This window comes from Roseburia hominis A2-183 (genome assembly GCF_000225345.1).
Lineage (GTDB): Bacteria > Bacillota > Clostridia > Lachnospirales > Lachnospiraceae > Roseburia > Roseburia hominis.
Map to the genome: position 1 here is coordinate 3,565,642 of NC_015977.1, position 26,484 is coordinate 3,592,125.

Below are 26,484 nucleotides of genomic sequence, written 5' to 3' on the forward strand. Positions count from 1 at the left end.
CGGCATCAGGTATTCTAAAATGGCATGGAATATCGATGCTTACTGTTCCGCCAGCTCCTCATAAAACCGGTAATTGTTCTTGCCGTTCTGTTTGACATAATACAATGCCTTGTCCGCTCTTATATAGTATTCTTCAAAGCTTTCTCCCTGTCTGCACATGCACAGACCGCAGGATAAGAATGCCGGTGAAGTCTCCGTCGTGGCATTTTTTGCCGCTTCAAAGCTGTCAAACAGCTTTCTCATCTGCGTGTTCATCTCAACTTCTGATACCTCAGACAGATAGAAGAGAAACTCATCTCCTCCCAGCCGGCAGACCACCGCATTCTCCATGCACGCTGTGAGCATTGCTCCTACCAGCCTGAGAGCATGATCCCCTGCCTTATGTCCATAGACATCATTGATCTTCTTGAGATTATCCATATCCACAAATCCCAGACAGCCATCATGCTCCTGCATTTTTTCAATAATCAGTGTCTCACCTTTATGACGCATGGGAAGTCCTGTCAGGTAATCCAGGCTTTCCCGGGCCTCTTTCTGTCGTGCCAGCTCCAGCTCGCGGATGCGGTCCATTGTCTGGATCAGGGTAACGACCAGCAGGACCACCAGTCCGATTGCGATAAAGATTCCGGACATAGACACAACACGATACACCTCTGTCACCTCCAGCATGACTGCGATCATGGCAGCTACCAGTCCAATCAGCGGAAGCTTGTAATGTTTCGCTGTTCCCTTGATAAGATCTCGGCAGATGGTGATAAATATCGTCAGGAACGTTCCTGCGATCACTATGTGGGACAAGAACATTGTCGAAATAAAATCTGCGATATTCAGTACCTGTAAGACCGTGCATATCACAAAATTCACACAAATGATACATTCTGCCACATGATAGACCTTCCGGTATCTTCCCTGCTGCACACTATCAATATAGAACATGATTGGGACCGGGCAGATCATCACAACAAAGAAGCACATATTCGACAGAATAGAAGCATTGGGAACAAACAGCTGACGCAGCTTCGATTCTCCCAGCATCCACACTGCTCCCAGGATCATGCACCATCCCAGATATTCCAGATCAAATCTTGTCTTGTATACAATATCGAGCACCAGACTGATGATCAGCACGACCAGTCCGGAAAACAGCATAGTGCAGGCGATCAGAGTTACCATAAAATAGCAGTGAAATATATAGCCCCAGATATCTAATTTATCCCCGCAATATACCGTGTTGACGACACCGGAATACTTTTCAGTAAAAGACTGCAGTTCAATCCGCACTTCCTGCCCCGCATCCTCACCGGACGTCTCGCAGAACACATACCCGCTGGCAGAATTTTTCCCGAAGGGTCTGGTATTCTTCGTATCATACACCGTCCTCAGTTCCCCTCCGATATAAACGCGCACATTCTCCAGAGAGGATCTGATGGCGATCGTATTTTCATTATAGTCCTGTGGGAGCACTGACCGGATGACTAAAAGCTCACCGGCAGGCACATCATACCGGTCCGGAACCCGGATCTCCTCTTCTGTTCCGTCTGGCAGCTCCCGGTAAAAGGTTCCGGTATAAGTAATGCTTTCCTCCGTGACCGTTTCCCTCTCACTGGGGTAAATGCTTTGCCCTAAAAAAAAATGCTGCAAACAGCACAAGTATCACCACATAAAATAAAATTCTTTTATACTTATGGATCGTATATTTCTCTTCTGTCATTTTTATTACCTATTATTAAATAATTCCGGGGCATTTCCCCTGCTTTTATGACGATATTGGGGGTGCAGTCCAAAATCTTTCTCCCGCTCATGAACAAGTTTATCACAGGCTGCAGAAAAAGTAACTATCTATTTTACTCTGTAGACGGAGATATTTCGCCCTGCTTATTCTTGTAGCAGCCAATCGGCTATATCGTGAATTTCGACTCCTTCATAGCTATATTGGGGATGTCTGGTTCTGGCAATAATCATTTTCGGATAAGCATCCCGAATCTGAAGCAGAGGAGAGCATTCTCTCTCAAATGTTTCCTGCCCGGAAATGTTGTCGCTGACCTGAATATAAATCTTCTCGCTGCCTCTCTGAGCAACAAAGTCGATCTCCTTTTGATAGAGCTTGCCGACATAGACATCGTATCCACGGCGAAGAAGTTCGATGCAAACGATGTTTTCATATACTCTGCCATAATCCATATTTCTGCTTCCCAGTATTGCATATCGAATACCGCTGTCACACAAATAGAACTTTTCAGAGCTTTCAAGATATTTCTTACCTCGGATGTCGTATCTCTTAATATCATAAAATACAAAAGCATTGCACAAATGCTTAATGTACTTACCAACGGTTACATGATTGGTTGGGGTCTCATTTGCTGTCAGCAGCTGACTGACCTTATTCGGAGAAGTCAGGTTGCTGATATTATCCATAAGGAACTCGCTCAGACGTTGTAAAACCAAAGTGTCCGGGAGCGCATATTTCTGCACCAAATCCCTTGTAACAATCGTTTCGTAGACCTCTTTGATATAGTTTGTTCTGTCTTTTTCGATTCTGTAAGCGTAAGAACCTGCTAAACCGCCCTTGATAGCGTAATCATCAAAGAGCTTATCTTTATCATTAACATCATTATAATATTGGCAATATTCCTGGAAGCTGAAAGGAAACACATGAATTTCAATATAGCGTCCGGTAAACAGGGTTGCCAGATCTGCACTCAACAGGAAAGCATTGGAGCCTGTTACATAGATGTCATATTTTTCCTTAGAGTACAGGCTATTGATTGCCAACTCAAACTTGGGACACATCTGAACCTCGTCTACAAACAGGTAGTTCGTTTTACCTTCCTGATAATGTTCTTCCACATAGGCGTGTAAGGCATGGTATTCCTTGATTTCTTCATACGCCAAATCCATGAAGTCAATGAAGATGATATTGATATTTTCAAAATGGCTTTTCAGATACTCAATATACGCCTGCATCAGCTTGGACTTACCAGATCGACGAATGCCCGTGATGATCTTGATGTCAGGAGTACCATTCAGTTCAATGATTCTATCGAGATATTTTGCTCTTGTAATTGTTTTCATATCGTCACCCGCTTTCAAAAGTCAAAAATTTTTCATTTCTTGAAACTGCTTCGATGTACTTATTATACTGTCTGCTAATAGTATATGCAAGAGATCGCTTTCAAAAACACAAAATATTTTATTTTTTGAAAGTGGAGACTATGTAAAGGCAACCTGAAGGTTGCCCCAGACATTAAGCCTATCCTGTTTACACAGGTTCATTATCATCTTCATCGACGGAGCTATCTGCATCATAGTCCTCAACCTCTGGATCGTACCCATAGTCCTCGTCATCGTCCACATAATCAGCATCCATCCCTGCTGACAAAATCAGTATTTTCAACCCTGTTTCACTGACAAACCTGTCACTGAAATTGCAATTCTGCACGAAAAAAGCGGCAATGAAACTATCTTCATTACCGCTTAAAATAGAGCGTTCCCTATAGGAATCGAACCTACAATAGAGTCTTAGGAGGACCCCAACCTATTGTCACTCTCTGTCAATCTGAGGTAAGGTAAACCCAAGTGGGACACTATATAAAACTGTTTCCGATTCAATTTGAGTTATTCTGAATACCCCCTCTGTCAAGCTCTGTAAAGCTCTGAAAGTTAGCTGATTGTTTGCTCCAGCTAATAATCGGGGAATGCCTTGATATTACCATCGACATCTGTTATATGACCACCATGCTTCGTACGTTCGATCATGGTAAACAGTATTCAATTAAACTTTCCTATCGTAAGTACAAGATATTTTCTTGTCTATAAATAATATAACGCATACGAGACGGTTTGTCCATGCGTTTTTGACTAGCAAATTTATAAGCTGCTTTCATATTTTTAAACACGGACATAACCAGTAGATGGACCTGCACCAACTTTTGCGATATACCCACTCTTAACCAGATTCGTCAAAGTCCTTTCCACGGTAATTTTGCTTATATCAGGACAAAGCTCCATGATTTCTTTCTTTGTAATTTTGCCAACCTTGTTATCAATAACCGCTTTAATTCTATCAGGCTTAGAAAGACTCCGATGCTTCAAATGCTCTACACGGCTTTCGAATTCATTGTATGCTTTCAACATGATACCCAGATAATATTTAACAAAAGGCTCATAGCTGTTTTCTCCCTCATGCCAGCCAGTAGAACTTGCTTGAAGGGCTTCATAATATGTTTCTTTTGTCTTTTCAATCAGCATTTCCATACTGACATATTTCCCAACGATGTATCCCGCCTTATAAAAAAGCAGTAAAGTGAGCAAACGGCTCATCCTACCATTTCCGTCATTGAAAGGATGGATGCACAGAAAGTCCAGAATGAACATGGGAATCAAAACCAGTTTATCAATGCGGTCAGCTTCCCATGCTTCAAGGAAGCGGGCGCAAAGTTCTTCCATCGCTTCAGCAGTCTGAAATGCGGGAACTGGAATAAAACGTGCCTTCTGATGACCCTCGGCATCTGTTTCTGCAATTACATTATCGGAATTCTTATAACTTCCACCAGCACCCCCCTGTGAATAGGAGTACAGATCTCGATGTAACTGCAAAATAATGTTCGGTCTTGGGTTGATATATTCATAGCCTTCGTGAATTGTGGAAAGTACTTCACGATAACCAGCAATTTCCTGCTCAGATCGGTTGCGGGGTTCTGCTTTTTGACTTACCAATTCTTCCAAACGCTTATCGCTTGTAAATATACCTTCGATTCGGTTGGATGCTCCCGTACTCTGAATCAATGCAACTTCTAAAAGTGTTTTCAATTCATCTACATTGGCTTCGAGAAATAATTCCTGTTTGCCTTTATGTTCATGGATGCTGCTAACCATCTGAACAATTTCAGGTGTTAACAACTTCGCAGGACTTACAATAAAATCAAAGTCTCTCATATGAATCTCCTTCATTTCAGATTTATCTCCATCATTCTATCATCAAATGATGGAGATCTCAATAGATTTGATGGAGATAGAATATCCATATACACAATAAATATCCTCATTTCATCCATATATTATATCGTTTTATGGATTGTTTTTTCATTAAAATTACACTATTTTTTCACTATTTTTCATTACTTCATCGTTTTCGCCAACGAATTGAGCAACGCCCGCCTCTCTGGATTCAGATTCTTTTTCTCATAAAATGCTTCTTTAAAAAGCTCTGCATTTTTCCTTTGGTCATCATCCGAAATATGAGAGTACGCATCCGTAACCATATTGACCTGTGCATGGCCGGAATCACCCTGTACTGCTTTGATATCAGATAATGGTACACACAAGCACGGAAAACACTTTATGCAAAATCTTCCACAATAAAATCTATAAATGATCCGCAAAGGCAAAGGAAACCGACAGTTTACCATGTTTGGAATTATGGCAGTTCTTTTAGGAAGTGGAGATGCATTCCATCTGGTTCCCCGTGCAGTAGCGCTTTGTACAACTGGACTTGAGAACTTTACTGTACAGATGGGGTTAGGAAAGTGGATTACCTCTATCACTATGACTATCCTAAAATCATCCCCTCCTCAGAATTTGCAACAAGTTGTTGCAAATTTTCTATATCCTTTTATTTTACAGAAGTACTTATTTTTAACTTTTTTCCTTCAGATTTTTATATTGCAAAAATCATATCACCATCTGCAGTATATCCTCTATATGTTCTGCATAATAATCAGCCCCATTCAGTTCCCCTTTCTCACCATATCCATACAGGCATCCTATAAAAGGGCTTTTGCAGGACCTGGCACATTCCAGATCCTGTCTCCTGTCTCCGACTACCAGATAAGGGCCACTATATTCCCGGATGATTTCCTGCACAATTTCTGTCTTTGGACGGAATCTGTATGATTCACAGTCATAAAAACGGTCAAACCATCGTTCCATCCCAAATTCCTTCCAGTGTGCCTCACGATATGAAGCTTTACAGTTACTTAAGATCACAAGGTGATATCCCCGGTTCTTCAAAGCTGTTAGCATCTCCTCTGCTCCCGGATACCACACTGCCTTATGTTTCCTGATCTGTCTTATCATCAGATCTCCTACCATCGTGCTTGCCTGCTCTTTATAGCTCTGATCCAGTTCCGGCAAAAATGTATTCCACATCTCCTTACTGTTAAGTCCCAGCCAGCCGGCAATTTCCACCGAGCCTATCTCCCGTTCTTCGGTAACCTTCTGTTCTGTCAGCCACTGATAGGTTTCACGAAATGCCGGTTCATAGATTCCAAGGGTATGATGGATCGTTCCATCATAATCGAATATGATTGTTTTTGTCATCATTTATTTTCCTGTCTTTTAGAGCTGCTTCATCAGATTGACCATCTCAATCGCAGATAATGCACAATCATAGCCTTTATTTCCCGCTTTGCTTCCTGCACGCGCAATAGCCTGCTCGATATTTTCAGTCGTGATCACTCCGAATAAAACCGGGATTCCTGTTGCAAGTTCAACCTGTGCGATTCCCTTGGCAGATTCATTACACACCAGATCATAATGTGAAGTATCTCCACGGATGACAGCTCCAACGCAGATAATTGCATCATATTTTCCTGACTGTGCCATCTTCTGTGCTGTAATCGGAATCTCAAATGCTCCCGGTACCCATGCTGCAGTAATGTTCTCTTCTTCTACTCCATGTCTTACCAGTCCGTCGACTGCCCCTCCCAATAATTTATTCACAATAATTTCATTGAATCTCGCTGCCACGATACCAACCTTCATTCCCTCCGGTGCTACTACTTTTCCTTCTACTAAATTGATCTGTCTCATTTTTTCTTCCTCCTGATATTTGCTGTTTTTTATAAATTTATTTCTTTAAAAATATGACCCATCTTTTCCTGCTTCGTCTTCATATACTTCCGGTCATACTTTTGTGCCGGAATCTCCAGAGGTACTCTCTCATTGATCTTCAGTCCGAATTCGCCAAGTCCATAGACTTTATCCGGATTATTTGTCAGTAATCTTAATGATTTCACACCAAGGTCTGACAGTATCTGTGCCCCGACCCAGTACTCTCTGAGATCCGGTGCAAACCCTAACTTCACATTAGCCTCCACAGTATCGTATCCCTGCTCCTGAAGCGCATATGCTTTGATCTTATTGATCAGTCCGATTCCTCGGCCTTCTTGTCTCATATACAGAATGATTCCTCGGCCTTCTGCTTCTACCTGGCGCATCGCTGTCTGCAGCTGCAGGCCACAGTCACATCTGAGCGATCCGAATGCATCCCCTGTCAGACACTCCGAATGTACCCGGCAAAGCACATCCTCACCATCTCCCAGATCACCTTTTACCAGTGCCAGATGATGCTCTCCTGTAATATCATTGATATAACCATACATTTTAAAATCACCGTACTGCGTTGGGAGGTTTGCAACGGCTTCCTCCTTTACATGCTTTTCATGTATTCTTAAATAATCCTGCAGATCACGGATCGTAATAAATGTAAGGTTATGCTCTTTTGCCATTTCCCATAGCTGTGATGTACGCATCATAGTTCCATCTTCTTTCATAACTTCACAGCACACGCCGCATTCTTTCAGTCCAGCAAGTCTCATAAGATCTGTTGTTGCCTCTGTATGGCCATTTCGTACCAAAACCCCGCCTTTTCTGGAAATAAGCGGAAACACATGTCCCGGTCTTCTGAAATCCTCCGGTTTTGACTGATCATCCACACACTTCATGATAGTATAGGAGCGCTCTTCCGCAGAGATACCTGTGGTTGTATCTGCGTGATCTACTGCCACGGTAAATGCTGTACTGTGATTGTCCGTGTTCTCCGCAACCATCGGCGGAAAGTTCAATCTCGCCGCAATTTCTGCACTCATCGGTGTACAGATAAGACCCTTTGCATAGGTCGCCATGAAATTAATATTTTCCCTGGTCGCAAACTCTGCCGCACATATCAGATCTCCCTCATTTTCTCTGTCCGGATCATCTGTGACCAGAACTATTTTTCCTTCCTTAAGATCCCTAAGTGCTTCTTCAATTGTGTTGTACTGATAATTTTGTGACATAGTGTATATCCTCCTGTTCTAAAACCCGAATTCTTCAAGAAACTCCATCGTAATTCCGGATTCTTTTTTCTCTTCTTCGTTTTTTCTGATGCCAAGCAGTTTTTCTACGTATTTTCCGATCACATCATTTTCCAGATTAACCAGATCCCCCGGCACCTTTTCCAAAAGAGTGGTTTCTTCTCCTGTATGTGGAATGACCGACACCTGAAAACCAGCTTCATCAACCCTTGCAACTGTCAGGCTGATCCCATCAATACAGACGGATCCTTTTTCCACGATCAGATGCAAAATCTGTGGCGATGTCTCAATTGATACCCAGATGGCATTTTCTTCCTGGAGCATGGAACGTATCACGCCAGTCCCATCAATATGGCCGCTTACTATGTGTCCCCCGAACCTGCCGTCTGCAGCCATTGCACGTTCCAGGTTTACCTGGCTTCCGGCCTTGCAGCTGCCAAGACTGCTTCTTCTGATCGTCTCTGCCATCACATCGGCAGTAAATCCGTCCGGCTGAATCGACGTAACTGTCAGACACACACCATTCACAGCGATACTGTCACCGATCCTTGTCCCTTCCAGGACTTTCCGGGCTTTCACTGCCAGGATCCCTGATTCCCCTGTCAGCTGTATATAACGGACTTTTCCTTTCTCTTCTACGATTCCTGTAAACATGATTCCTCCTGTTTTTTATCACACACCTGACATTTTATCCGGATATCCTCACCGATCTGGCAGATATCTGTATATTTCAGTTCCACTGCTTCAGACGGCAGTTCAACTCCAATACCCTCTACCGGTGTCTTCCCAGCCACACCGCCAAACAGCTTTGGTGCCACAAAAGCCTGTACTTCCTTTACAATTCCAGCTCGCAGTGCACTGTCATTTAACGTACCTCCTCCCTCCAGGAGGATGCTGTCAATGCCTCTGTTTCCAAGATCTGCCATCAGCTTCTTAAGGTCTATCTGATTCTTTTCGTCGGGACAGTAAATGGTTTCAACTCCCATGGTATGTAATATTTTTATTTTCTCTTCTGCATTTTTCTGTTCTGCATAAGCCACGATCGTCCGGTACTTTTCCGCACTTTTTACAATCTGACTGCCCGGCGGGATCCTGAGCTTACTGTCACACACAATCCTGACAGGACTTTTCCAGCCTTCTACCCGGACGTTTAACATCGGATCATCTGCAAGCACAGTTCCAATACCAGCCATGATTCCCATGTACTGATGTCGCATATGCTGTACTTCTTTTCGTGCAGATTCTCCGGTGATCCATTTTGATGCTCCTGTTTTCGTTGCGATCTTCCCATCCAGTGTCATGGCATACTTCATTACCACATAAGGAGTCTTCGTAGTAATATAATGGAAAAACACCGGGTTCAGCTGATCACATTCTTCTCTCATAAAATCTTCAACTACTGTTACACCGGCTTCCCTTAACATCTGTACACCTTTTCCTGCCACTTTCGGATTCGGATCTCTGGAACCGATCACCACTTTTCTGATCTTCTGTTCAATGATCGCTTCCGTACATGGAGGTGTTTTACCATGATGACAGCAAGGCTCCAACGTGACATAAATCACCGCACCTTCTGCTGATTCTGTAAGAGAAGCAATTGCATTACGTTCCGCGTGAAGTTCTCCATACTTTTTATGATAGCCTTCCCCGATGATCTTTCCGTCTTTTACGATCACTGCCCCTACCATAGGATTGGGATTCGTCCAGCCTTCTCCTTTTTTGGCCAGTTGAATAGCCCGAAGCATATATTCCTGATCCGTCATTTCTATTCCTTCTTTCTTATTCCTGTTCTTTGCCTGGGCTACGCCGAGGCTTTTAAACATGTGCAATCGGATTCACAGACAAGTGAATGGTATAGTTATTTCGAAAACGATGTACCAGATACAAAAAAAGCCTGCAGAAATATCTGCAGGGTGGAATTGATCTGTTACATATGATTGATAAATGAATGTCTGATTTTCCTATATAAAAAGCTCTGAAATGGATCACCATCTCAGAGCTCTGATACTACATTCATTCATACAAAAAATCAACTGTACTATCATCTTCTTCCATCCAGACTGTACTGTCGGCCCCGGAATCTCACCGGATCATGCCTCTCGGCTCGCGGGCTTTACCGCCGGTAGGGAATCTCACCCTGCCCTGAAGATATCTTTTTGTTTATTTTAATACTTTATCTGTTATTTGTAAAGCAGAATTTTTATTTTACTTAGTTTACTGGTTTGGAAATGAAAGTTCCCGGATGAGCAATTTTCATATAATTTCTCAGTTTCAATGCCAATACTCTTAACCGTTCAATCGCTATCTCAACGATTTTTTCATCTGGATCCATCTGATCCACTTTTTCTGCCATAGGCATCCTCCTTCTTCCTGAAATAAAAAAATCCGCCCAGATTAGAACCTAATCTAATCTGAACGGAATACTCATTCAGGCTTGATATTTTCCAAGCAGAAATAGTTTTAATCATTACCCTTTTGTTAGCTACAAGAATTTACAACCTTTTACACCAGTTGCATTATAGCTTTTCATTCCTGTTAGCAAATCTACAATAATTTTACTGTTAGCAATTTGCATTTTCTGTTAGCAAAAATGCTCATTTTTTGATTTGCTGTTAGCAGAAAAACAACAAAAAAAACGGCAATGATTTTTCTCTCATTACCGCTTAAAATAGAGCGTTCCCTATAGGAATCGAACCTACAATAGAGTCTTAGGAGGACCCCGTTATATCCATTTAACTAAGGGAACAAATGCCGTATTTTCGGGCTTTTCAGCCTTTTTGGCTCCGGCTGCCATGTTTATGAATCCAATCACTTTCGTGATGAATTGTCCCTGCTATTATATATTGATTTTAGCCTTTTTGCAAACTCTAAAATCCCGTTGTGTCTCACTAAATGGTCTGCACTTAGTTGCCCCTTAGGAGGGGGCTGTTATATCCATTTAACTAAGGAAACATATATTTGCTGTATACAGGCTTCTCTGTATACAGCTTATTCATTTTATCATATTATCCGTCAAAAGACCATAGGAAAATCACAAACTAATCCCGGTATTTTACGCTGCCCTGCATCCAGATATTTCCCTTAAAACGTCTGCCCACTTCCGGTTCGCCGAGCAGATCTTTTTGATTGATACAGACGCTGAAAAGAATATCATTGCACATGATTTCCATGGAATATACATTTTCCTCCGTGAAACGGTTCTGGAGCAGTGTCACATCCATGATCTCGCCGAGCACCGAATACTGATCACTCTCAATACCGTACGGCATAAAGTAGGTATCCACAATGCTAAGCACATCTTCATGTGTGATCCTTTTTGACAACAGTGAGTAGGTATCAATGTCCTCCAGCGTCAGATTCTCGATCGCATCCTCATCCCCGTCTCTTGCCGCGGCAATCAGATGATTCCGGTCTGTTCCCTCCTTTGGCGCATGAGGCACTTTTTTCTCCGCCTTATTGATCGGGAATAAAATCTTTCCCTCCGTAGACAGCGCAGCTAAAATGACGCCGTCTGCCAGATTCATATATCCTTTGCTCTTGCTGACCGCAAGATAATCCACCACATTCTGAAGATAAAAAATGAGTGTCACTCCAATGCGGACTTCATCACATATCCCCGCATAGGATTCTTTTTCCGCATGTTTTTCCACTTCTGCGGGTTCTATTGTGGATATGTTCTTTCCACACAAATACGGATAGTAATATTCCATCTCAAAGGTATCATCTTCGTTATACACGCCCCGGACAGAGATTCCGAAAAAATCTCCGTACTCCTTTGACAGTTCTGCAAATTCATTGCCCTCCGAATCAAGTGCTGCCTTCTGAACCGTCGGTGCGCTTATAATATCTGCAAAAATATGCTGCAGCTGTTCTTTTGTAATATGACTGAACCCGATGGCTCTTAGAAATTTGTGCATTTTCTATCTTCACCTCTTTCTGTTTCTAGTTTTCGACCTGAAGAATAGATACATTCTTGTTCTTATTCAACTGGTATATCTTTTCCGTCAACCGGTCCTCTTCATCCAAAATTCTAATTACAGGCCGGATGGAATTTTCTGTCTGTTTTAAAACGATGCCGGACTCTCCGGTATTGAGCCGGACTCTCGTCCCGACCGGATAGCGTGCGACGAGCCGCTCGATCACACGCACGATTCTCCTGTCATAAAAAATATCCGTACCTTCCACCAGATACTCGAGTGCCTGCTGGATGCTCATACGTCTGCATTCCATCCCGCTGATAAAACAGTCAAATGCATCACATGCCTGTAATATTCCACATTCCGTATCCCGCGTTTTCTGCTTCAGAGGAAATCCGGAGCCGTCTCTTCTCTCATGATGTACAAGTACCATTTTTTTTACAAAAGGATCCATCCATTTTTCTTCCTCCAGAACAGAGTACGCAAGGATCGGATGCTTCCGGTATTCAAAAGCCTCTGCTTCTGACAATTCGTTGATGTCGCAGTTGATATACGGCACCGTAATGTAGCGGAGTCCCAGATCATGCAGCAATGCTCCCAGTGCAAGTCTGTAAATCTGCTCCGCAGTGAGCTTCATTTTTTTTGCGACTATAATACATAATTTTGTTACTACAAGTGTATGTTCGTACAAATTACTTTCGCGTTCCAAAAGATCAATTACCATATTTTCATCCGCCTGCATGACATCCTGAATAATGTCCTCTGCGACGTATTCAATTTCCCGAAGAGAACTGCCCCTGTGATAAATATGCTTTTCCAGAATAGATTTTATTTTTTCAATATATTCTTCCCGTTTTTCGTTACTGATAATATCATGTGGTGTTTCATCTTCCTCATAGGGATCTTCGATACACACGGTCTCGATTCCCAGAAAGGAGATCAGATCCAGATATTCCGTTTTCAGCGTTGTTCCCTCAGAAATGAGAATTTCATTTTCCTTCGTTATGACCGGCCCTGCAAGTTTCTCCCCCCCTTGCAGTGTTCTTACCAGTTGTATTCTCATACATTATCCTCATTCGTTGTTTTCTGTTTTTCCCATAGCTCTGTCGAGAGCTTTCTGCTCCTCATCCGATAACACGATAATGGAATTACCATCTACGATCTCTTTGATATATGTATAGCAGCCTTCGCGTGTGTGCATGGCATTGATGATAAATCCGTTATTCCTTACATCCAGCATGGCAAGAGAAAAACTGAGTTTTCCTCCCATCTCGTTGAACGCATCATACTTTATCAGTCCCATCTTCTGATAGGTCAGCTGCATGGCCTCAAACAATGATTTGATTGTTTTTTCATTCTCATTGTTTGCCTCAAGAAGTGTATCTACCTGATCCAGACGCTTGATCAGGGTATCTTCCAGATTCTTACCGTTTTTTCCGCTCATAAATACTTTGTATGCTTTTTTCAGCTTCCGCATCTGCGCTATATTTACAATGATAAGAATCAATAGAATCAGAACCACTGCGCTAAGTCCGATAATAATATAATCGGAATCAAAACCTAAATACTGTGAAATCATATGCTTCCTCTCTCTTTATTCTGATATGACTTTTATCAGAATCTTACTCTGTCTATTTTCGGATGGATCCAAACAGATCCATGATACGGTCAAGTTCATCCATAGAATAATATTCAATTTCGATCCTGCCCTTCTGGTTATCCTTCTGATTGATGGCAACCTTTGTTCCAAGAATGACTTTCATCTTCTCTTCCAGATCACGGCAGATTGCTTCCATCTTCGGATCGATCTTTACCTCTTCCTTTGCTTCCGGCTGATCTTTTTCCTGCTGGATCTTCTTTACCAGTTTTTCCGTCTCACGCACACTCAGTTTTTCGTCGAAAATCTTCTGTGCTGTCGTATACTGTTTTTCCTGATCGTCAATACCGAGAAGTGCTCTCGCATGTCCGGTCGAGATCATGTCATCAATTACCATCTGCTGTACTCTCTCGTCGAGTTTTAACAGTCGCATGGAATTGGTGACAGCGGTTCTGCTCTTCGATACACGCTCGGCAACTTCATCCTGTTTCAGATTGAACTCTGTCAGTAACCGCTTGTATGCAATTGCTTCCTCAATCGGATTTAAGTTTTCTCTCTGGATATTTTCAATCAGGGAGATTTCTACGACTTCCTGGTTGGAAAGATTCTTGATAATTACTGGAACCTCTTTTAATCCGGCAAGCTTTGCTGCACGCCATCTGCGCTCGCCGGCAATAATTTCATAATATCCTTTTCTGTCCTGTACAAGCAGAGGCTGTAACACACCAAACTGTTTGATTGACTCGGACAATTCCAACAGGGCATCCTCATCAAAATTCTTTCTTGGCTGTTCCCGATTCGGTTCTACCTTATTGATATTTACCAGAACACCCTCGATGACTTTATCGTTTTTCACATTTTCATTCTTTGCTTCCGTTTTTGTGGCACTTACTTTGTTTGGAATTAAAGAATCAATTCCCTTTCCCAGTCCACCTTTTTTTGCAGCAGCCATAGTTTTCCTCCTTATCTCTCCATCACTTCTTTTGCCAACATACGATAACTTTCTGTTCCCGCTGATTTTGAATCATACATATTGATCGGAAGTCCGTGAGATGGAGCCTCTGCTAATCGGATATTTCTCGGAATCAGTGTCTCATAGATCTTGGTATCAAGATTTTCTTTTACATTCTCTACTACCTGATTGGACAGATTGGTTCGCACATCATACATCGTGAAGACAACTCCGTCGATGACGAGATCTGGATTCAGTCTCTGCTGTACCAGATCAATCGTGTGGATCAGCTGGCTCAATCCCTCAAGTGCGTAATACTCACACTGAATCGGAACCAGCACAGAATCCGCTGTTGTCATCGCATTGATCGTCAGCATATTTAAGGATGGCGGACAGTCAATGATGATAAAATCATAATCATCCCTGATATAATCTACGGCATTTTTTAAAATATATTCCTTTTCATTGATACCAAGTAACTCGATCTCTGCTCCGGCAAGATTCACATTGGACGGGATAATCTTCATTCCTTCTACTACGGTATCTGCCATACTCTCTTTGATGGAACACTCATCCAGCATCAATTCATATACAGTATTTTCCAGTTCGTTTTTATCAACGCCTAATCCGCTTGTCATATTTCCCTGCGGGTCAAGATCAATGGTCAACACTTTCTTTCCTGCTTCTGCAAGACAGGATGATAAATTGATAGCTGTGGTTGTCTTACCAACACCACCTTTTTGGTTTGCGATTGCAATTATTCTGCTCATATATTACCTCTTTTAAATTTTTATTACCCTGTTCATTTGGTGCGTTTTGTTTGCCAGAGTTCATTATCTCTTCTGTTTGCGCTTCTTTTGCGCATCCGAAGTTTCATTGAAACTTCTAATATGAACTCGACAGAGTTCATTATAACACTTTTACATATTCTTTTCTATAGGAAAGTTCGTATGAAATGTTTCACGTGAAACATTTTCACAGTGATTTCAAACTGTTGTATTTCTGTTTTTTTATAAATACAAAATCTTGTAGAAAACATGTGTGAAACATTTCATTTATATAATGTTTCACGTGAAACATTGTGATGATTTGTCCAATAATACGCGTTTTAAAATATTTTTATGTAGTAATAAACATTATTTTCTATAAAATAATTGAGTGTACCGGATGATTCCGAAACACTCAATCTTTATACTCTCTAATACTAATGAATAGAAATCAAATTATTCCGAATAGCAAATACCGCTGCCTGCGTACGATCAGAAACATCAATCTTTTTAAAAATACTTGATACATGATTCTTCACAGTACGTTCACTGATGTGCAATTCATCAGCTACTCCCTTATTGTACATTCCAACCGCAAGAAGTTTCAACACTTCGAGTTCTCTCTTCGTCAGTTTTTCAATCTTCTCACTGTCCATATCCCGGTCAATCATTTTTGCATTCAATACAGGAATCAGACTCGGCTGTATGTAATCTTCTCCATCAACAACAGATAAGATTGCTTTTTTCAATTCAGAAGACTCGGAGTCTTTCAACAGATAACCATTGATTCCGATGTCCACTGCTTTCAATAAATACTCTACTTCATTATGTACGGTAAGAACAAGAATCTTGACATCTATTTTTTCATCTTTAATCTTCTGCAAAACTTCAAGTCCATTCATGCGCGGCATATTGATATCCAGCAACAAAACATCCGGTATCTGATCTTTTAATTTTTCCATGCACTCAATACCATCACACGCCTCTGCAATTACCTGAAAGTCTCCTTCCAGTTCCAACAGCTGCTTTAATCCTTCACGAATCAATGAATGATCATCTGTAATCATTACTTTTACTGCCATTTAAAACTCCTCCTTGTTACTAATAGGTACTTTCACTATAATTTTTGTTCCAACACCGATCTTAGAGTCAATCTGTATCGAACCGGATAATAAATATACTCGTTCTTTCATCATAGACATTCCAAACCCAGAATTATCATCCCTTGGACGATCATCCAGAATATGAACATCAAATCCTGTTCCATCATCCTCGACTATTACCGTGATAGCCCCTTGCTCATATCTTAACAGAACATGTATCAGAGTCGGGTTTGCATGACAGATCGCATTGCTGCATGCCTCCTGAATAATTCTAAGTAACGTTATCCCGATAATCGGTTTTAATTGATAAGGAGTTCCTTCCACTACAAAATGAATCTTCTTCGTGCCGGTTGCTTCCAGCTTGTCCAAAGTTCTCTCGATTGTAATATCCAGACCAATATCATCAAAAGACATAGGGCGCAGGTTATAAATCATCTTTCTGGTATCATCGATGATCTCCCTGAGATTCTTGATCATCTTACTGAGTTCCAGCTTACACCGGATCGGATCCATATCCACCAGTTTACTGCACAGTTCTGCCATGTGAACCATTGCCGTAAGATTCTGAACGGTACTGTCATGAAGTTCGCGTGAAATACGCTGTCTCTCATTCTCCTGCGTTTCAAGGAGAGACGTATGATACCTTTCTTCCTCAAGTGTATTTCTGTCACACCTGTATGCAACATCTGCTTCCGCCTGCCGCAATACCTTCGCCGCTTCTTCCACTCTTTCCATCTGCTGCGTATGGTAGTCTGTCTCCTGCTGAATTGCTTCCTCGAGTTCTTTCATCTCTGCATGCAATTCATCGATTTTCTGCTTATTCCTGGAATTTACTTTTCTTGGAGTAAACGACTCATAATTAGGATCATTCGTCTCCTCAAGCAAATGGATCATTGCCTGCGTCTCTTTCAAATGAATCTGTAAATCAGAAATCCGCTTCGCACTGTTCTGCTCCTCTTTTAAAAGTTCCTCATAAATTTTCTGAATATATTCTTCTACCATTTTGCCACCGAACATATGTTTGATATTAAAAACCAAATTACCAGTATTATTTTATACCAAACGTAATTCAATGAAAAGCAAAAATTTATATTTTCAGAATTTTTAATTTGTATAAGTTATGGAAAGCGGCTATAATATAAGTAATAGGAAACGTTTTGCAAAGATTACGGGAGGTTCTATGAACAATAGCATGAAAAAGAATATCAGACATTTCTTTCTGCTGACTGCTCTTGCTGCAGGCACGATTCATCTTGTGAACCGCTTCATCGATATGACAGCAGAGATGAAAAATATTTTAAAGACGGAAAGCGGCAGCTACTATCACTGGAAGAACGGCAGTATTTTTTATACCAAGCGCGGTTCCGGTTCTCCGCTCCTTCTCATTCACGAATTAAATCCGATCTCTTCTTCTTATGAGTGGTGCAGACTTGTGAAAAAGCTTGAGAAGCACTATACAGTATATACCATAGATCTGTTGGGATGCGGCCGCTCGGACAAGCCTTATCTGACTTATACCAATTACCTGTATGTACAGCTTCTCACAGATTTTATTCATGATGTGATCGGGGAACGCCCGGATGTCGTGACAACAGGCAATTCTATTTCGTTTGCGGTACTTGCCCAGAATATGAATCCGAATCTTCTCGCAAGCATCACTGCGATCAATCCGCCTGCGATGAGCAGCTTTGACCGCACACCGGACAAGTATTCCTCTGTCAAAAAGACACTGCTGGAGCTGCCGATCATAGGAACATTCCTCTACAATGTCCGGACACACGAATCCAATATCCGACGGACACTGCAGAAAACATACTTCAGCAGACCGCAGCTCGTATCCAGTAAAATGCTCGATGCCTACTATGAGGCATCGCACATGGGAAAGAGCCACGGAAAATATCTGATGGCAAGCATCGAGGGACATTACACCGACAATGCAATCGGACATGCCGTGAAAAAGCTTACCGTTCCACTGTATATTATTGAAAGCCGTTCCATGACAGATGCAGTTGCCATTGCAGATTCTTATGCACACAAAAACGCGGCTGTCGAAACCGCCTATATTTCAAATGCAGGTCTAACCCCGCAGCTTGAAGTACCGGATAAGCTTCTGAACATCATGCGGATGTTTTTACATGAAGATCACTAATGTAACGTCATACCTTATACAATCAAATACTTCATAAAATCAAAAGAGAGATGACACGACCGGATCAAGGATCCATCGCATTATCTCTCTTTTTTGTTACTGCAGCGGTTCTTTTGTCGGTGTGCCGGCTTTTCTTGGATAAGCTTTCGGCGTCTTCCGCTCTTTCTCAATCACAACAAACGAACGCTTCTGATCAAACAGATCAAATTTGTAAATATCCTTCACTTCACCGCCCAAAAGATAAATGGCTCTCTTTGCCTGTGCGGCTTCCTCATCCACCTCTCCTGATTTATAGGAAATAAATGCTCCTCCCATCTTCACAAACGGAAGACAATACTCGCTGAGAGAGGATAAATTTGCCACGGCACGGGACACGCATAGGTCAAACTGTTCCCGATATAATGTATTTCTGCCCATCTCCTCTGCTCTTCCATGAACAGCAGTCACATCTTCCAATCCGAGTGTATCAATGACCTCCTGTAAGAAACGGATTCTCTTATTCAGTGAATCTGCCAATACAATCTGAAGTTTCGGAAAAGCAATCTTTAAAGGAATTCCCGGAAAACCTGCCCCCGTCCCAAGATCCAGAATCCGATATGTCTCCGGCCGATCTTCGATACTTCTTAAATCCTTCACACGACACAACGAAAGGCTGTCAAGAAAATGCTTCTCAATTACTTCGTCAAACTCTGTGATAGCGGTCAGGTTCATAACTTTATTCGTTTCTACCAGAAGTTCATAATAGGTTAGAAATTGTCCCATCTGTTTTTCGTCCAGATGGATCTGCAAATCATCCAGGCCTTTTTTGAACTTTTCAAGATTATACGCCATAAACCACCTCTCCATTCCTGCACTGTTTTTAAGCGCATATCAAGTTTGTGCAAAACACAAATCTCCATTTCTGCGCTGTTTTTCTTTTTATGAATGATACTCCTATGAATGATGTTCCCCATGATGATTCATCTGTTCCATGTACACCAGCAATACAGAAACATCCGCCGGCGATACACCGGAGATACGCGACGCCTGACCGATTGACGTCGGACTGTACAGCTTTAACTTCTGCCGCGCCTCAATGCGCAGACTCGGAACCTCATCATAATCGAATCCTTCCGGTATCTTTTTCTTCTCCAGCTTCTTAAAGCTTTCCACCTGCTTGATCTGCCTGGAAATATACCCGTCATACTTAATCAGAATATTGACCTGTTCTCTCACTTCTTCCGGAAGCACCGGTCTCTCGTGATCAATCGGCGCCAGCTTATTATAATCAAGCTCCGGTCTGCGGATCAGTTCTGTTAACGTCACACCGGTATTTAACGGTATGCTCCCGTAACTCTCCAGAAGAGCCTGCACTTCTTTGTTCGCACCTACATGAACCTTCGCAACACGGTCAATCTCCTCTTTGATCATCTGTTCTTTTTTACAGACCCAGTCGTACCGCTCTTTTGAGATCAGACCAATCTCATATCCTTTTTTCGTGAGACGCAGATCCGCATTATCCTGTCGAAGCAACAGACGGTATTCCGCACGCGAAGTCATCATACGATATGGTTCATGATTCTCCTTCGTCACGAGATCATCAATCAGAACTCCGATATAAGCCTCCGACCGGTCCAGCACCAGCGGCTCTCTTCCGAGAATCTCCATCGCCGCATTGATACCGGCAATGAGTCCCTGACAGGCTGCCTCCTCATAACCGCTGCTGCCGTTGAACTGTCCTCCGGAAAAAAGTCCCCGGATCTTCTTAAATTCAAGGGATGCATACAGCTGGTTCGGATTAATACAATCATATTCGATCGCATAGGCATTCCGGACAATTTTCACATGCTCCAGTCCCGGCAGGGTGCGGTACATCTCATGCTGCACATCCTCCGGAAGTGATGAGGACATTCCTCCGACATACATCTCATTCGTGTGAAGTCCTTCCGGCTCAATGAAAATCTGATGCCTGTCCTTATCCGCAAACTTTACCACCTTATCCTCAATGGACGGACAGTAACGCGGTCCGGTTCCCTCTATGATTCCCGCATAGATCGGAGACCGGTCCAGATTATTGCGGATAATCTCATGCGTTTTCTCATTTGTGTAAGTCAGCCAGCAGGACACCTGGTCGATCTGCACATCCTCGGGATTCGTCACGAAAGAAAACGGAACGACTTTTTCGTCTCCCTTCTGCTCTTCCATCTTGGAAAAATCAATCGAACGTTTGTCAATTCTTGCCGGAGTACCGGTCTTAAAGCGGAATATTTCTACTCCATGTGCCAGTAACGAGTCGGTCAGATGATTTGCAGCCATCAAACCGTTTGGTCCGGTATAGGTAATCATCTCGCCGGTCAGACAACGTGCGCGAAGATAGGTTCCCGTACACAGTACAACCGCCTTACAGTGATACGTTGCACCCGAAACTGTCTTCACACCGGTAATCTGCTCACGATCGCCCTCTTTTGTGAGAATCTCGGCAACCTCCGCCTGGCGGATCGTCAGATGCTCCGTATTCTGTAATGTATTCCGCATCTCCATGCTGTAATTTGCCTTATCCGCCTGTGCCCGCAATGAATGAACCGCAGGTCCCTTGGATTTGTTCAGCATTTTCGACTGAATAAACGTCTTATCAATATTGATACCCATCTGGCCGCCAAGCGCATCGATCTCACGAACCAGATGCCCCTTGGAACTTCCACCAATATTCGGATTACACGGCATCAAGGCGATACTGTCTACACTCACAGTAAAAATAATTGTCTCAAGTCCCAGTCTCGCACAGGCAAGCGCCGCCTCGCATCCCGCATGTCCCGCTCCCACAACTGCCACATCATACGTTTCTTCCAAAAGATTCTTAGAATTCATAATCAATACAAGCCCTGCTCTCTCTGATTGCTGTAATAAACTTACCAAACTCCACATGCATCGGATGCTTCTGATATGCATTCAGATCATCCATATTCTTAAAATCAAAAATAAGTGAAAGATCATAATTGCTGTCCGGAGCAGCAGCCGCATTCGTCACAACCTCAAACGTTGCAATCAGAGGAATCTCTCTCATCTCCTCCAAACGGCGCAGTGCCTCCTTCAAATTTGCTTCCTTATCCTCATCCTTCAGCTTAAACATACAGATATGTCGAATCATCGCTGCTTCCTCCTTATCCTATGGTTGCATACTTCCAATAATAGCTGTCCAATGGTTTCTTAAATATTTAGGCCAACTATTTTCCCAGACAAAACTTACTGAATATCTCATTGACCAGATCATCTTCCACCGCTTCCCCGATGATAGTTCCCAGCACCTCATACGCGTTCATCAGATCAATCGAGTAAAAGTCCTCCGGCATTCCATCCGCGATACTCTGCTCTACTAAATGTAAACTAGAAAGTGCCTCCTGTAAAGCGGTTTTATGACGAATATTCGTAATATAGACTTCATCATTAAAGGTAACTTCTCCCCGGAAAAACATTTCCCGGATCTGCTCGGTAAAGACATCGATTCCCTTCTGCTCTCTCGCCGAAATAGAAATAACCGGACAGTCTTTATCCACATGTGCACGAATATCCTCCGCTGTTGTCAACGGCGTTAAGTCCGATTTGTTCAAAAGTATGATCGTGCGTCTTCCGTGAAGCAGCTCCATGATCTCCCCGTCGTTCTCATCCAGATTCGTGGAGGCATCTACTACATACAGAATCAGATCTGCATCCTTCACATACTTCCGCGCCTTGTCGACTCCGATTTTTTCCACAATGTCATCCGTATCACGAATCCCTGCAGTGTCTATGATATTGAGCACAATTCCATTCAGGTTAATCTGCTCTTCAAGCACATCCCTTGTAGTACCGGCAATTTCTGTAACGATTGCCCGCTCCTCGCCCAATAGAGTGTTAAGAAGTGACGATTTTCCGGCATTTGGTTTTCCCACAATGACGGTAGAAATTCCCTCTTTTAAGATGCGGCCGTTATCACTGGAAGCCAACAGCTTCTCAATTCTGTCCACTGCACCCTCTATGGTAAGCTCCAGTCTCTCCCCGTAACCATCCAGGCTGATATGCTCCGGATCATCAAGCGCCGATTCAATAAATGCTATCTCGTGGAGAATCTCTCCCCGAATCTCTTTGACTGCATCTGAGACAGCGCCGGATAACTGTTTCATGGAACTCTTTAAGGCAAATTCATTCTTCGCCGAAATCACATCCATCACAGATTCCGCCTGGGACAAATCAATACGTCCGTTCAAAAATGCACGCTTCGTGAATTCTCCCGGCTCTGCAGGACGCGCCCCATATTTGATGACTGTCTCCAAAATGCGCTTCATCACATAAACACCGCCGTGGCAGTCAATCTCAACCGTATCTTCCCTGGTGTAACTCCGCGGTCCGCGCATCAGTAAAACCATCACCTCATCAATGACTTCCTCTCCATCCCGGATATGTCCGTAATGAATCGTGTGTGTCTCCATATCCGAAAGCTTCTTACCGCCCGGCATATGAAAAATCTGATCTGTAATGGAAACCGCTTCTTCCCCGCTGATTCTGACAATTCCGATTCCCGATCCTGCCATGGCAGTCGCAATCGCAGCAATAGTATCTGTTTTCATAAATCTCCTTTAATGAAAGAATGGGGATGTCGGACGACACCCCCATTTTGTACTCTATTTCTTCAGGGTAACAACCACATGTCTGTAAGGCTCTTCACCCTCACTGTGCGTTGTCACAAACTTATCATTCTGTAAAGTCGAATGAATGACTCTTCTCTCAAACGGATTCATCGGCTCTAAAGAAACCGGGCGCTTCGTTCTCTTCACCTTGTAAGCAATGTTCTTAGCAAGATTCTCAAGCGTCTCTCTTCTTCTCTTCCGGTAATCCTCCGTATCGATCTTGACCTTCACATACTCCTCGGAATTCTTGTTCACTGCAAGGTTGGTCAGGTACTGAAGAGCATCCAGCGTCTGTCCTCTCTTACCTATCAGAACACCCATATCGTCTCCCTTTAAGTCAACGTTCACGACATTGCTGTCCTCTTCCTTCTCGATCTGGATCGTGACGGTAAGTCCCATTGCCTTAAATACGCTCTCAAGGAAATCACGGATATTATCATTCGTATCATTCTTCCTGCGGGCGCGGATCACAGCGTCCTTTCTGTTGATTCCAAGGAAACCTGCGCTTCCCTTTTCGATTACTTCATATTCGATCTTGTCATGGGTTGTCCCCAGCTTGATGATGGCTTCTGTGATTGCGTCATCAACTGTCTTTGCTGAAATCTCAATATAATCCATTTTCATCACCATACCCTTTCTAACTTACTCCACCCCGAAACTTACTTTCTGTTGTTGCGCTCGTTAAACTCACGTACCATATTTGCTTTCGCGCTCATGCTTCCGGCTTTTGCCTTCGACTTCGCTGCGTTCGCCTTCTCGATCTCAAGCTCTTTCTCCGCACTGCTCAACTGCTTCTTATTCGCATCTACCATCTGTCTGGTATTCATTTTTGCAGCATTGGAAATCTGGTTCTCGGCGATTCCCATCTTCTCGCGCTTTTTCTTCGCCTTTTCCTGATTCTTCTTGATAATATCTTCAAGATTCATCTTCTCGAAATGCTTGTTCAGGAAATACTGCTGTACAACACGGACAACAGCACCGGCAATCCAGTAGATACCAAGACCGACCGGAACGGTAAAACACATAACCAGTGAGAATAACGGCATCATACGGTTCATCATCTTCATCTGCTGTGCCATCGCATCGCTCTGGTCATTGCCACTTGCAGTCGCCTGCGGCATTAACTTGATGTTCAATACCTGCGTCAGATAAGAAATAATCGGAACCAGCAAGGCTGCAATTACCATAAGGTAAGCACCTGCGGAAAAACTTGATGTAATCACATGAAGCGGTGTATCTGAAATATTCATTCCAAAGAAATTATTTACATGGGACACCGTCTCATAGGTGGATGAAATCTCACTGGAGAGAGCCGGGAATGCATCCTTTAACGCATCCCATCCGCTGGAGTTCATCTTATAAGTAACATCCACGATCGAGTTGGCAATCGCGGTCGGATCCGAAACAGTAAAATTAGCTACCGGCTGTGTCGTGATCTTAAGTGTAGACACCAGATTGGTCATGGTATCCTGATATCCCTCTGTCGCCATGATGCCGTCTACCAGGGATGTTGCATTGCCGCCAAGCGGCTGTGTGAACAAATTCTTAATACCGCTTACATAGGCAGGAACGTTCATGAATACACGATACAAAGCAAACAGAAGCGGCATCTGAATCAGCATCTGTACGCAGCTTCCCATCATGGAAACACCGTACTTCTCATAGACAGCCTGTGTCTCCTGCTGCATTGCCATCATGGATGCCTGATCCTTTTTTCCCTGATACTTTTTATTAATCGCATTCAGCTCCGGCTGCATCTTCTGTGACAGCTTTGAGAACTTCTGCTGCTTATAAGTAAGCGGGAACAGAAGAAGATAAATAATAATCGTAAATATAATGATGGAAAGACCTACATTACCAATTCCAATCTGATCCATCAGATAGTAGACTCCATTCATTACCCATCCAAGTAATTTTGCGATTGGTCCGAGAATCGCACCGTCATACGCTGTTAATAACATTTCTGACACTTAAAATACCTCCACTATGGAACCGGATCATATCCACCTTTTGAAAAAGGATTGCATCTTATAATTCTCCATAAAGCCAGCGTGCCGCCCTTGATGGCTCCGTATTTTTCGACAGCTTCCAGCCCGTACAACGAACAGGTTGGACAATACGGACACTTGGTCGTTTTCATCGGAGAAAGATATTTTCTATAAAATTTTATCAAAGCGATCAAAATTTTTTTCAAAATGATTCCATCTTCTTTTCTTTACTAATGATCTTGTGAAGACCCCCAAGATGCAGCAGCGCACTCTCCACTTCATGATACGAGATGTCCTTCGCTGTGCTTCTTGCGACGACTACAATGTCCAAACCACTATTGAACATGTCTTCATGCAGTCTGTAGCTTTCCCGGATCAGCCGGGTCAGATGATGTCTGATAACACTGTTTCCAACTTTTTTACTCACGGAAATCCCTAAACGATTTCCTTCTGTCTGATTTGAAAGAACGTACATCACAAGGTACCGGTTCGCATATGACTTTCCCCTGCGGTATACGTTCTGGAAATCTTTGGTTTTCTTCAATGACTCGGAATATTTCATTCTGTATGCATGTCCTTTATAGAAGAAAAGACCACATAAGATGTGGCCTAAGCTGACAATTTCTTTCTACCTTTTAATCTTCTTGCAGCCAATACTTTTCTTCCGCCTGCTGTGCTCATTCTGCTTCTGAAACCGTGAACTTTCGCTCTCTGTCTCTTTTTTGGTTGGAATGTCATCTTCATATCGCATTCACCTCCTCTACGTTACAAAACATCATTCTCAATTATATCAGAAAAAGTCTCCAAGTCAAGCATAAAATAATAATCCCGGCCGGCAGAATTCATCTACATTTCCACAATCTGCTCTTTGTGGAAAAAAATAACCACTATATATATAAGGAAGAAACTCATGCCAACTATATCTTGTAAAATTGCTTTCCACAACCATTCCACAAAAAAAAAGTAAAATTAAGGATCCCGGAAATCCCTTAAATACGCCGTTGACATAAGTTATCCCCGAAATGTGGATAACTTGTGGATAAAACATGGATAATACACGGACAAGTTGTGAATAAGCATCACAAACGCTGATTTTTGGCGGTCTATAACATGACATCACTTTTTTTCCCTCATAGACACCGTATTTTGCCCAAATAGCGTTTTTTTTCTTTTAAAGTGTTCCCCTACGCCATAGCACTCCAAAGCAAATTAAACATTGATTAAAGCACTAAAATGGTGTAGGATAGAGGGTGTAGGATTTTTTTTAGTATGATAAGAAATTGGAGCGTTTAC

Annotated in this window: 26 protein-coding genes, 1 tRNA gene, 1 pseudogene and 1 riboswitch; of the genes and pseudogenes, 2 read left to right on the plus strand and 26 right to left on the minus strand. The window is 42.6% G+C overall.

The window, feature by feature from the left end:
- Positions 1-39 precede the first annotated feature (39 nt).
- From RHOM_RS16290 to RHOM_RS16300, 3 genes are all read right to left on the minus strand, one after another.
- Positions 40-1,641, minus strand: a complete 1,602-nt coding sequence (locus RHOM_RS16290) for a GGDEF domain-containing protein (protein WP_014081329.1) — start codon at positions 1,639-1,641, stop codon at positions 40-42.
- A 234-nt stretch (positions 1,642-1,875) separates the two neighbouring features.
- Entirely contained in the window at positions 1,876-3,072 is a 1,197-nt protein-coding gene (locus RHOM_RS16295) for an ATP-binding protein (protein ID WP_014081330.1), read from the minus strand.
- 816 nt (positions 3,073-3,888) lie between these two features.
- Positions 3,889-4,950, minus strand: coding sequence for a Fic family protein (locus tag RHOM_RS16300; protein ID WP_014081333.1), 1,062 nt, complete (start codon positions 4,948-4,950; stop codon positions 3,889-3,891).
- A 420-nt stretch (positions 4,951-5,370) separates the two neighbouring features.
- Here RHOM_RS16300 and RHOM_RS18350 point away from each other — a divergent pair.
- Positions 5,371-5,553, plus strand: a pseudogene (locus RHOM_RS18350) (hypothetical protein); the annotation flags it as partial.
- Between the two features lie 117 nt (positions 5,554-5,670).
- Here the strand turns inward: RHOM_RS18350 and RHOM_RS16310 are convergent.
- The 14 genes from RHOM_RS16310 to RHOM_RS16365 form a co-directional block, all read right to left on the minus strand.
- Complete coding sequence (locus RHOM_RS16310; protein WP_044024721.1) at positions 5,671-6,321, minus strand: HAD family hydrolase; 651 nt, start codon at positions 6,319-6,321, stop codon at positions 5,671-5,673.
- A 15-nt stretch (positions 6,322-6,336) separates the two neighbouring features.
- On the minus strand, positions 6,337-6,810 hold the full coding sequence (ribH, locus tag RHOM_RS16315; RefSeq protein WP_004844980.1) for a 6,7-dimethyl-8-ribityllumazine synthase: 474 nt from the start codon (positions 6,808-6,810) through the stop codon (positions 6,337-6,339).
- A 29-nt stretch (positions 6,811-6,839) separates the two neighbouring features.
- Positions 6,840-8,057 carry a bifunctional 3,4-dihydroxy-2-butanone-4-phosphate synthase/GTP cyclohydrolase II gene (locus RHOM_RS16320; protein WP_014081336.1) on the minus strand — a complete coding sequence of 406 codons (1,218 nt, stop codon included), beginning with the start codon at positions 8,055-8,057 and terminating at the stop codon, positions 6,840-6,842.
- A gap of 18 nt (positions 8,058-8,075) precedes the next feature.
- On the minus strand, positions 8,076-8,729 hold the full coding sequence (gene ribE, locus RHOM_RS16325) for a riboflavin synthase (protein WP_014081337.1): 654 nt from the start codon (positions 8,727-8,729) through the stop codon (positions 8,076-8,078).
- Positions 8,711-9,838, minus strand: coding sequence for a bifunctional diaminohydroxyphosphoribosylaminopyrimidine deaminase/5-amino-6-(5-phosphoribosylamino)uracil reductase RibD (gene ribD / locus RHOM_RS16330; protein ID WP_014081338.1), 1,128 nt, complete (start codon positions 9,836-9,838; stop codon positions 8,711-8,713). The genes ribE and ribD overlap by 19 nt, the downstream gene beginning before the upstream one ends.
- Before the next feature lie 276 nt (positions 9,839-10,114).
- Positions 10,115-10,229, minus strand: a riboswitch (FMN riboswitch).
- Positions 10,230-10,284: 55 nt separating this feature from the next.
- Entirely contained in the window at positions 10,285-10,428 is a 144-nt protein-coding gene (locus tag RHOM_RS17640) for a hypothetical protein (RefSeq protein WP_014081339.1), read from the minus strand.
- Between the two features lie 321 nt (positions 10,429-10,749).
- A tRNA-Arg gene (locus tag RHOM_RS17520) sits at positions 10,750-10,821 on the minus strand.
- A gap of 292 nt (positions 10,822-11,113) precedes the next feature.
- Positions 11,114-11,992, minus strand: coding sequence for a DUF3881 family protein (locus RHOM_RS16335; protein WP_014081340.1), 879 nt, complete (start codon positions 11,990-11,992; stop codon positions 11,114-11,116).
- Between the two features lie 25 nt (positions 11,993-12,017).
- Positions 12,018-13,055, minus strand: coding sequence for an HD-GYP domain-containing protein (locus tag RHOM_RS16340; RefSeq protein WP_014081341.1), 1,038 nt, complete (start codon positions 13,053-13,055; stop codon positions 12,018-12,020).
- A gap of 9 nt (positions 13,056-13,064) precedes the next feature.
- Positions 13,065-13,571 carry a DUF4446 family protein gene (locus RHOM_RS16345; RefSeq protein ID WP_014081342.1) on the minus strand — a complete coding sequence of 169 codons (507 nt, stop codon included), beginning with the start codon at positions 13,569-13,571 and terminating at the stop codon, positions 13,065-13,067.
- Between the two features lie 52 nt (positions 13,572-13,623).
- Entirely contained in the window at positions 13,624-14,541 is a 918-nt protein-coding gene (locus RHOM_RS16350; protein WP_014081343.1) for a ParB/RepB/Spo0J family partition protein, read from the minus strand.
- A gap of 11 nt (positions 14,542-14,552) precedes the next feature.
- A complete protein-coding gene (locus RHOM_RS16355; protein WP_014081344.1) occupies positions 14,553-15,311 on the minus strand; it encodes a ParA family protein in 759 nt (252 codons plus the stop codon).
- A gap of 434 nt (positions 15,312-15,745) precedes the next feature.
- Positions 15,746-16,390, minus strand: coding sequence for a response regulator (locus RHOM_RS16360; RefSeq protein ID WP_014081345.1), 645 nt, complete (start codon positions 16,388-16,390; stop codon positions 15,746-15,748).
- Entirely contained in the window at positions 16,391-17,413 is a 1,023-nt protein-coding gene (locus tag RHOM_RS16365; protein ID WP_014081346.1) for a sensor histidine kinase, read from the minus strand. It abuts the gene before it with no gap.
- A gap of 178 nt (positions 17,414-17,591) precedes the next feature.
- On the opposite strand from RHOM_RS16365, the gene RHOM_RS16370 reads away from it, so the two are divergent.
- Positions 17,592-18,560, plus strand: coding sequence for an alpha/beta fold hydrolase (locus RHOM_RS16370; protein WP_143761763.1), 969 nt, complete (start codon positions 17,592-17,594; stop codon positions 18,558-18,560).
- Between the two features lie 96 nt (positions 18,561-18,656).
- Here RHOM_RS16370 and rsmG read toward each other — a convergent pair whose 3' ends face one another.
- From rsmG to rpmH, 9 genes are all read right to left on the minus strand, one after another.
- Positions 18,657-19,391, minus strand: a complete 735-nt coding sequence (rsmG, locus tag RHOM_RS16375; RefSeq protein ID WP_014081348.1) for a 16S rRNA (guanine(527)-N(7))-methyltransferase RsmG — start codon at positions 19,389-19,391, stop codon at positions 18,657-18,659.
- A gap of 102 nt (positions 19,392-19,493) precedes the next feature.
- Positions 19,494-21,407, minus strand: coding sequence for a tRNA uridine-5-carboxymethylaminomethyl(34) synthesis enzyme MnmG (mnmG, locus tag RHOM_RS16380; protein ID WP_014081349.1), 1,914 nt, complete (start codon positions 21,405-21,407; stop codon positions 19,494-19,496).
- Positions 21,397-21,687 (minus strand): Dabb family protein, encoded by a 291-nt coding sequence (locus tag RHOM_RS16385; RefSeq protein ID WP_014081350.1) that lies wholly within the window; start codon positions 21,685-21,687, stop codon positions 21,397-21,399. The genes mnmG and RHOM_RS16385 overlap by 11 nt, the downstream gene beginning before the upstream one ends.
- A gap of 76 nt (positions 21,688-21,763) precedes the next feature.
- On the minus strand, positions 21,764-23,143 hold the full coding sequence (gene mnmE, locus RHOM_RS16390; protein WP_014081351.1) for a tRNA uridine-5-carboxymethylaminomethyl(34) synthesis GTPase MnmE: 1,380 nt from the start codon (positions 23,141-23,143) through the stop codon (positions 21,764-21,766).
- Positions 23,144-23,197: 54 nt separating this feature from the next.
- The gene (gene jag, locus RHOM_RS16395; RefSeq protein ID WP_044025117.1) at positions 23,198-23,821 is read right to left on the minus strand and encodes an RNA-binding cell elongation regulator Jag/EloR; all 624 of its coding nucleotides are present in this window, start codon (positions 23,819-23,821) and stop codon (positions 23,198-23,200) included.
- 41 nt (positions 23,822-23,862) lie between these two features.
- Positions 23,863-25,164, minus strand: coding sequence for a YidC/Oxa1 family membrane protein insertase (locus tag RHOM_RS16400; protein ID WP_014081353.1), 1,302 nt, complete (start codon positions 25,162-25,164; stop codon positions 23,863-23,865).
- 23 nt (positions 25,165-25,187) lie between these two features.
- Positions 25,188-25,397, minus strand: a complete 210-nt coding sequence (yidD, locus tag RHOM_RS17240) for a membrane protein insertion efficiency factor YidD (RefSeq protein WP_081468024.1) — start codon at positions 25,395-25,397, stop codon at positions 25,188-25,190.
- The gene (gene rnpA, locus RHOM_RS16405) at positions 25,394-25,753 is read right to left on the minus strand and encodes a ribonuclease P protein component (protein ID WP_014081355.1); all 360 of its coding nucleotides are present in this window, start codon (positions 25,751-25,753) and stop codon (positions 25,394-25,396) included. Before rnpA ends, yidD begins: the two co-directional genes overlap by 4 nt.
- A 47-nt stretch (positions 25,754-25,800) precedes the next feature.
- Positions 25,801-25,935 carry a 50S ribosomal protein L34 gene (gene rpmH / locus RHOM_RS17245; protein ID WP_007888604.1) on the minus strand — a complete coding sequence of 45 codons (135 nt, stop codon included), beginning with the start codon at positions 25,933-25,935 and terminating at the stop codon, positions 25,801-25,803.
- Between the last annotated feature and the right edge of the window lie 549 nt (positions 25,936-26,484).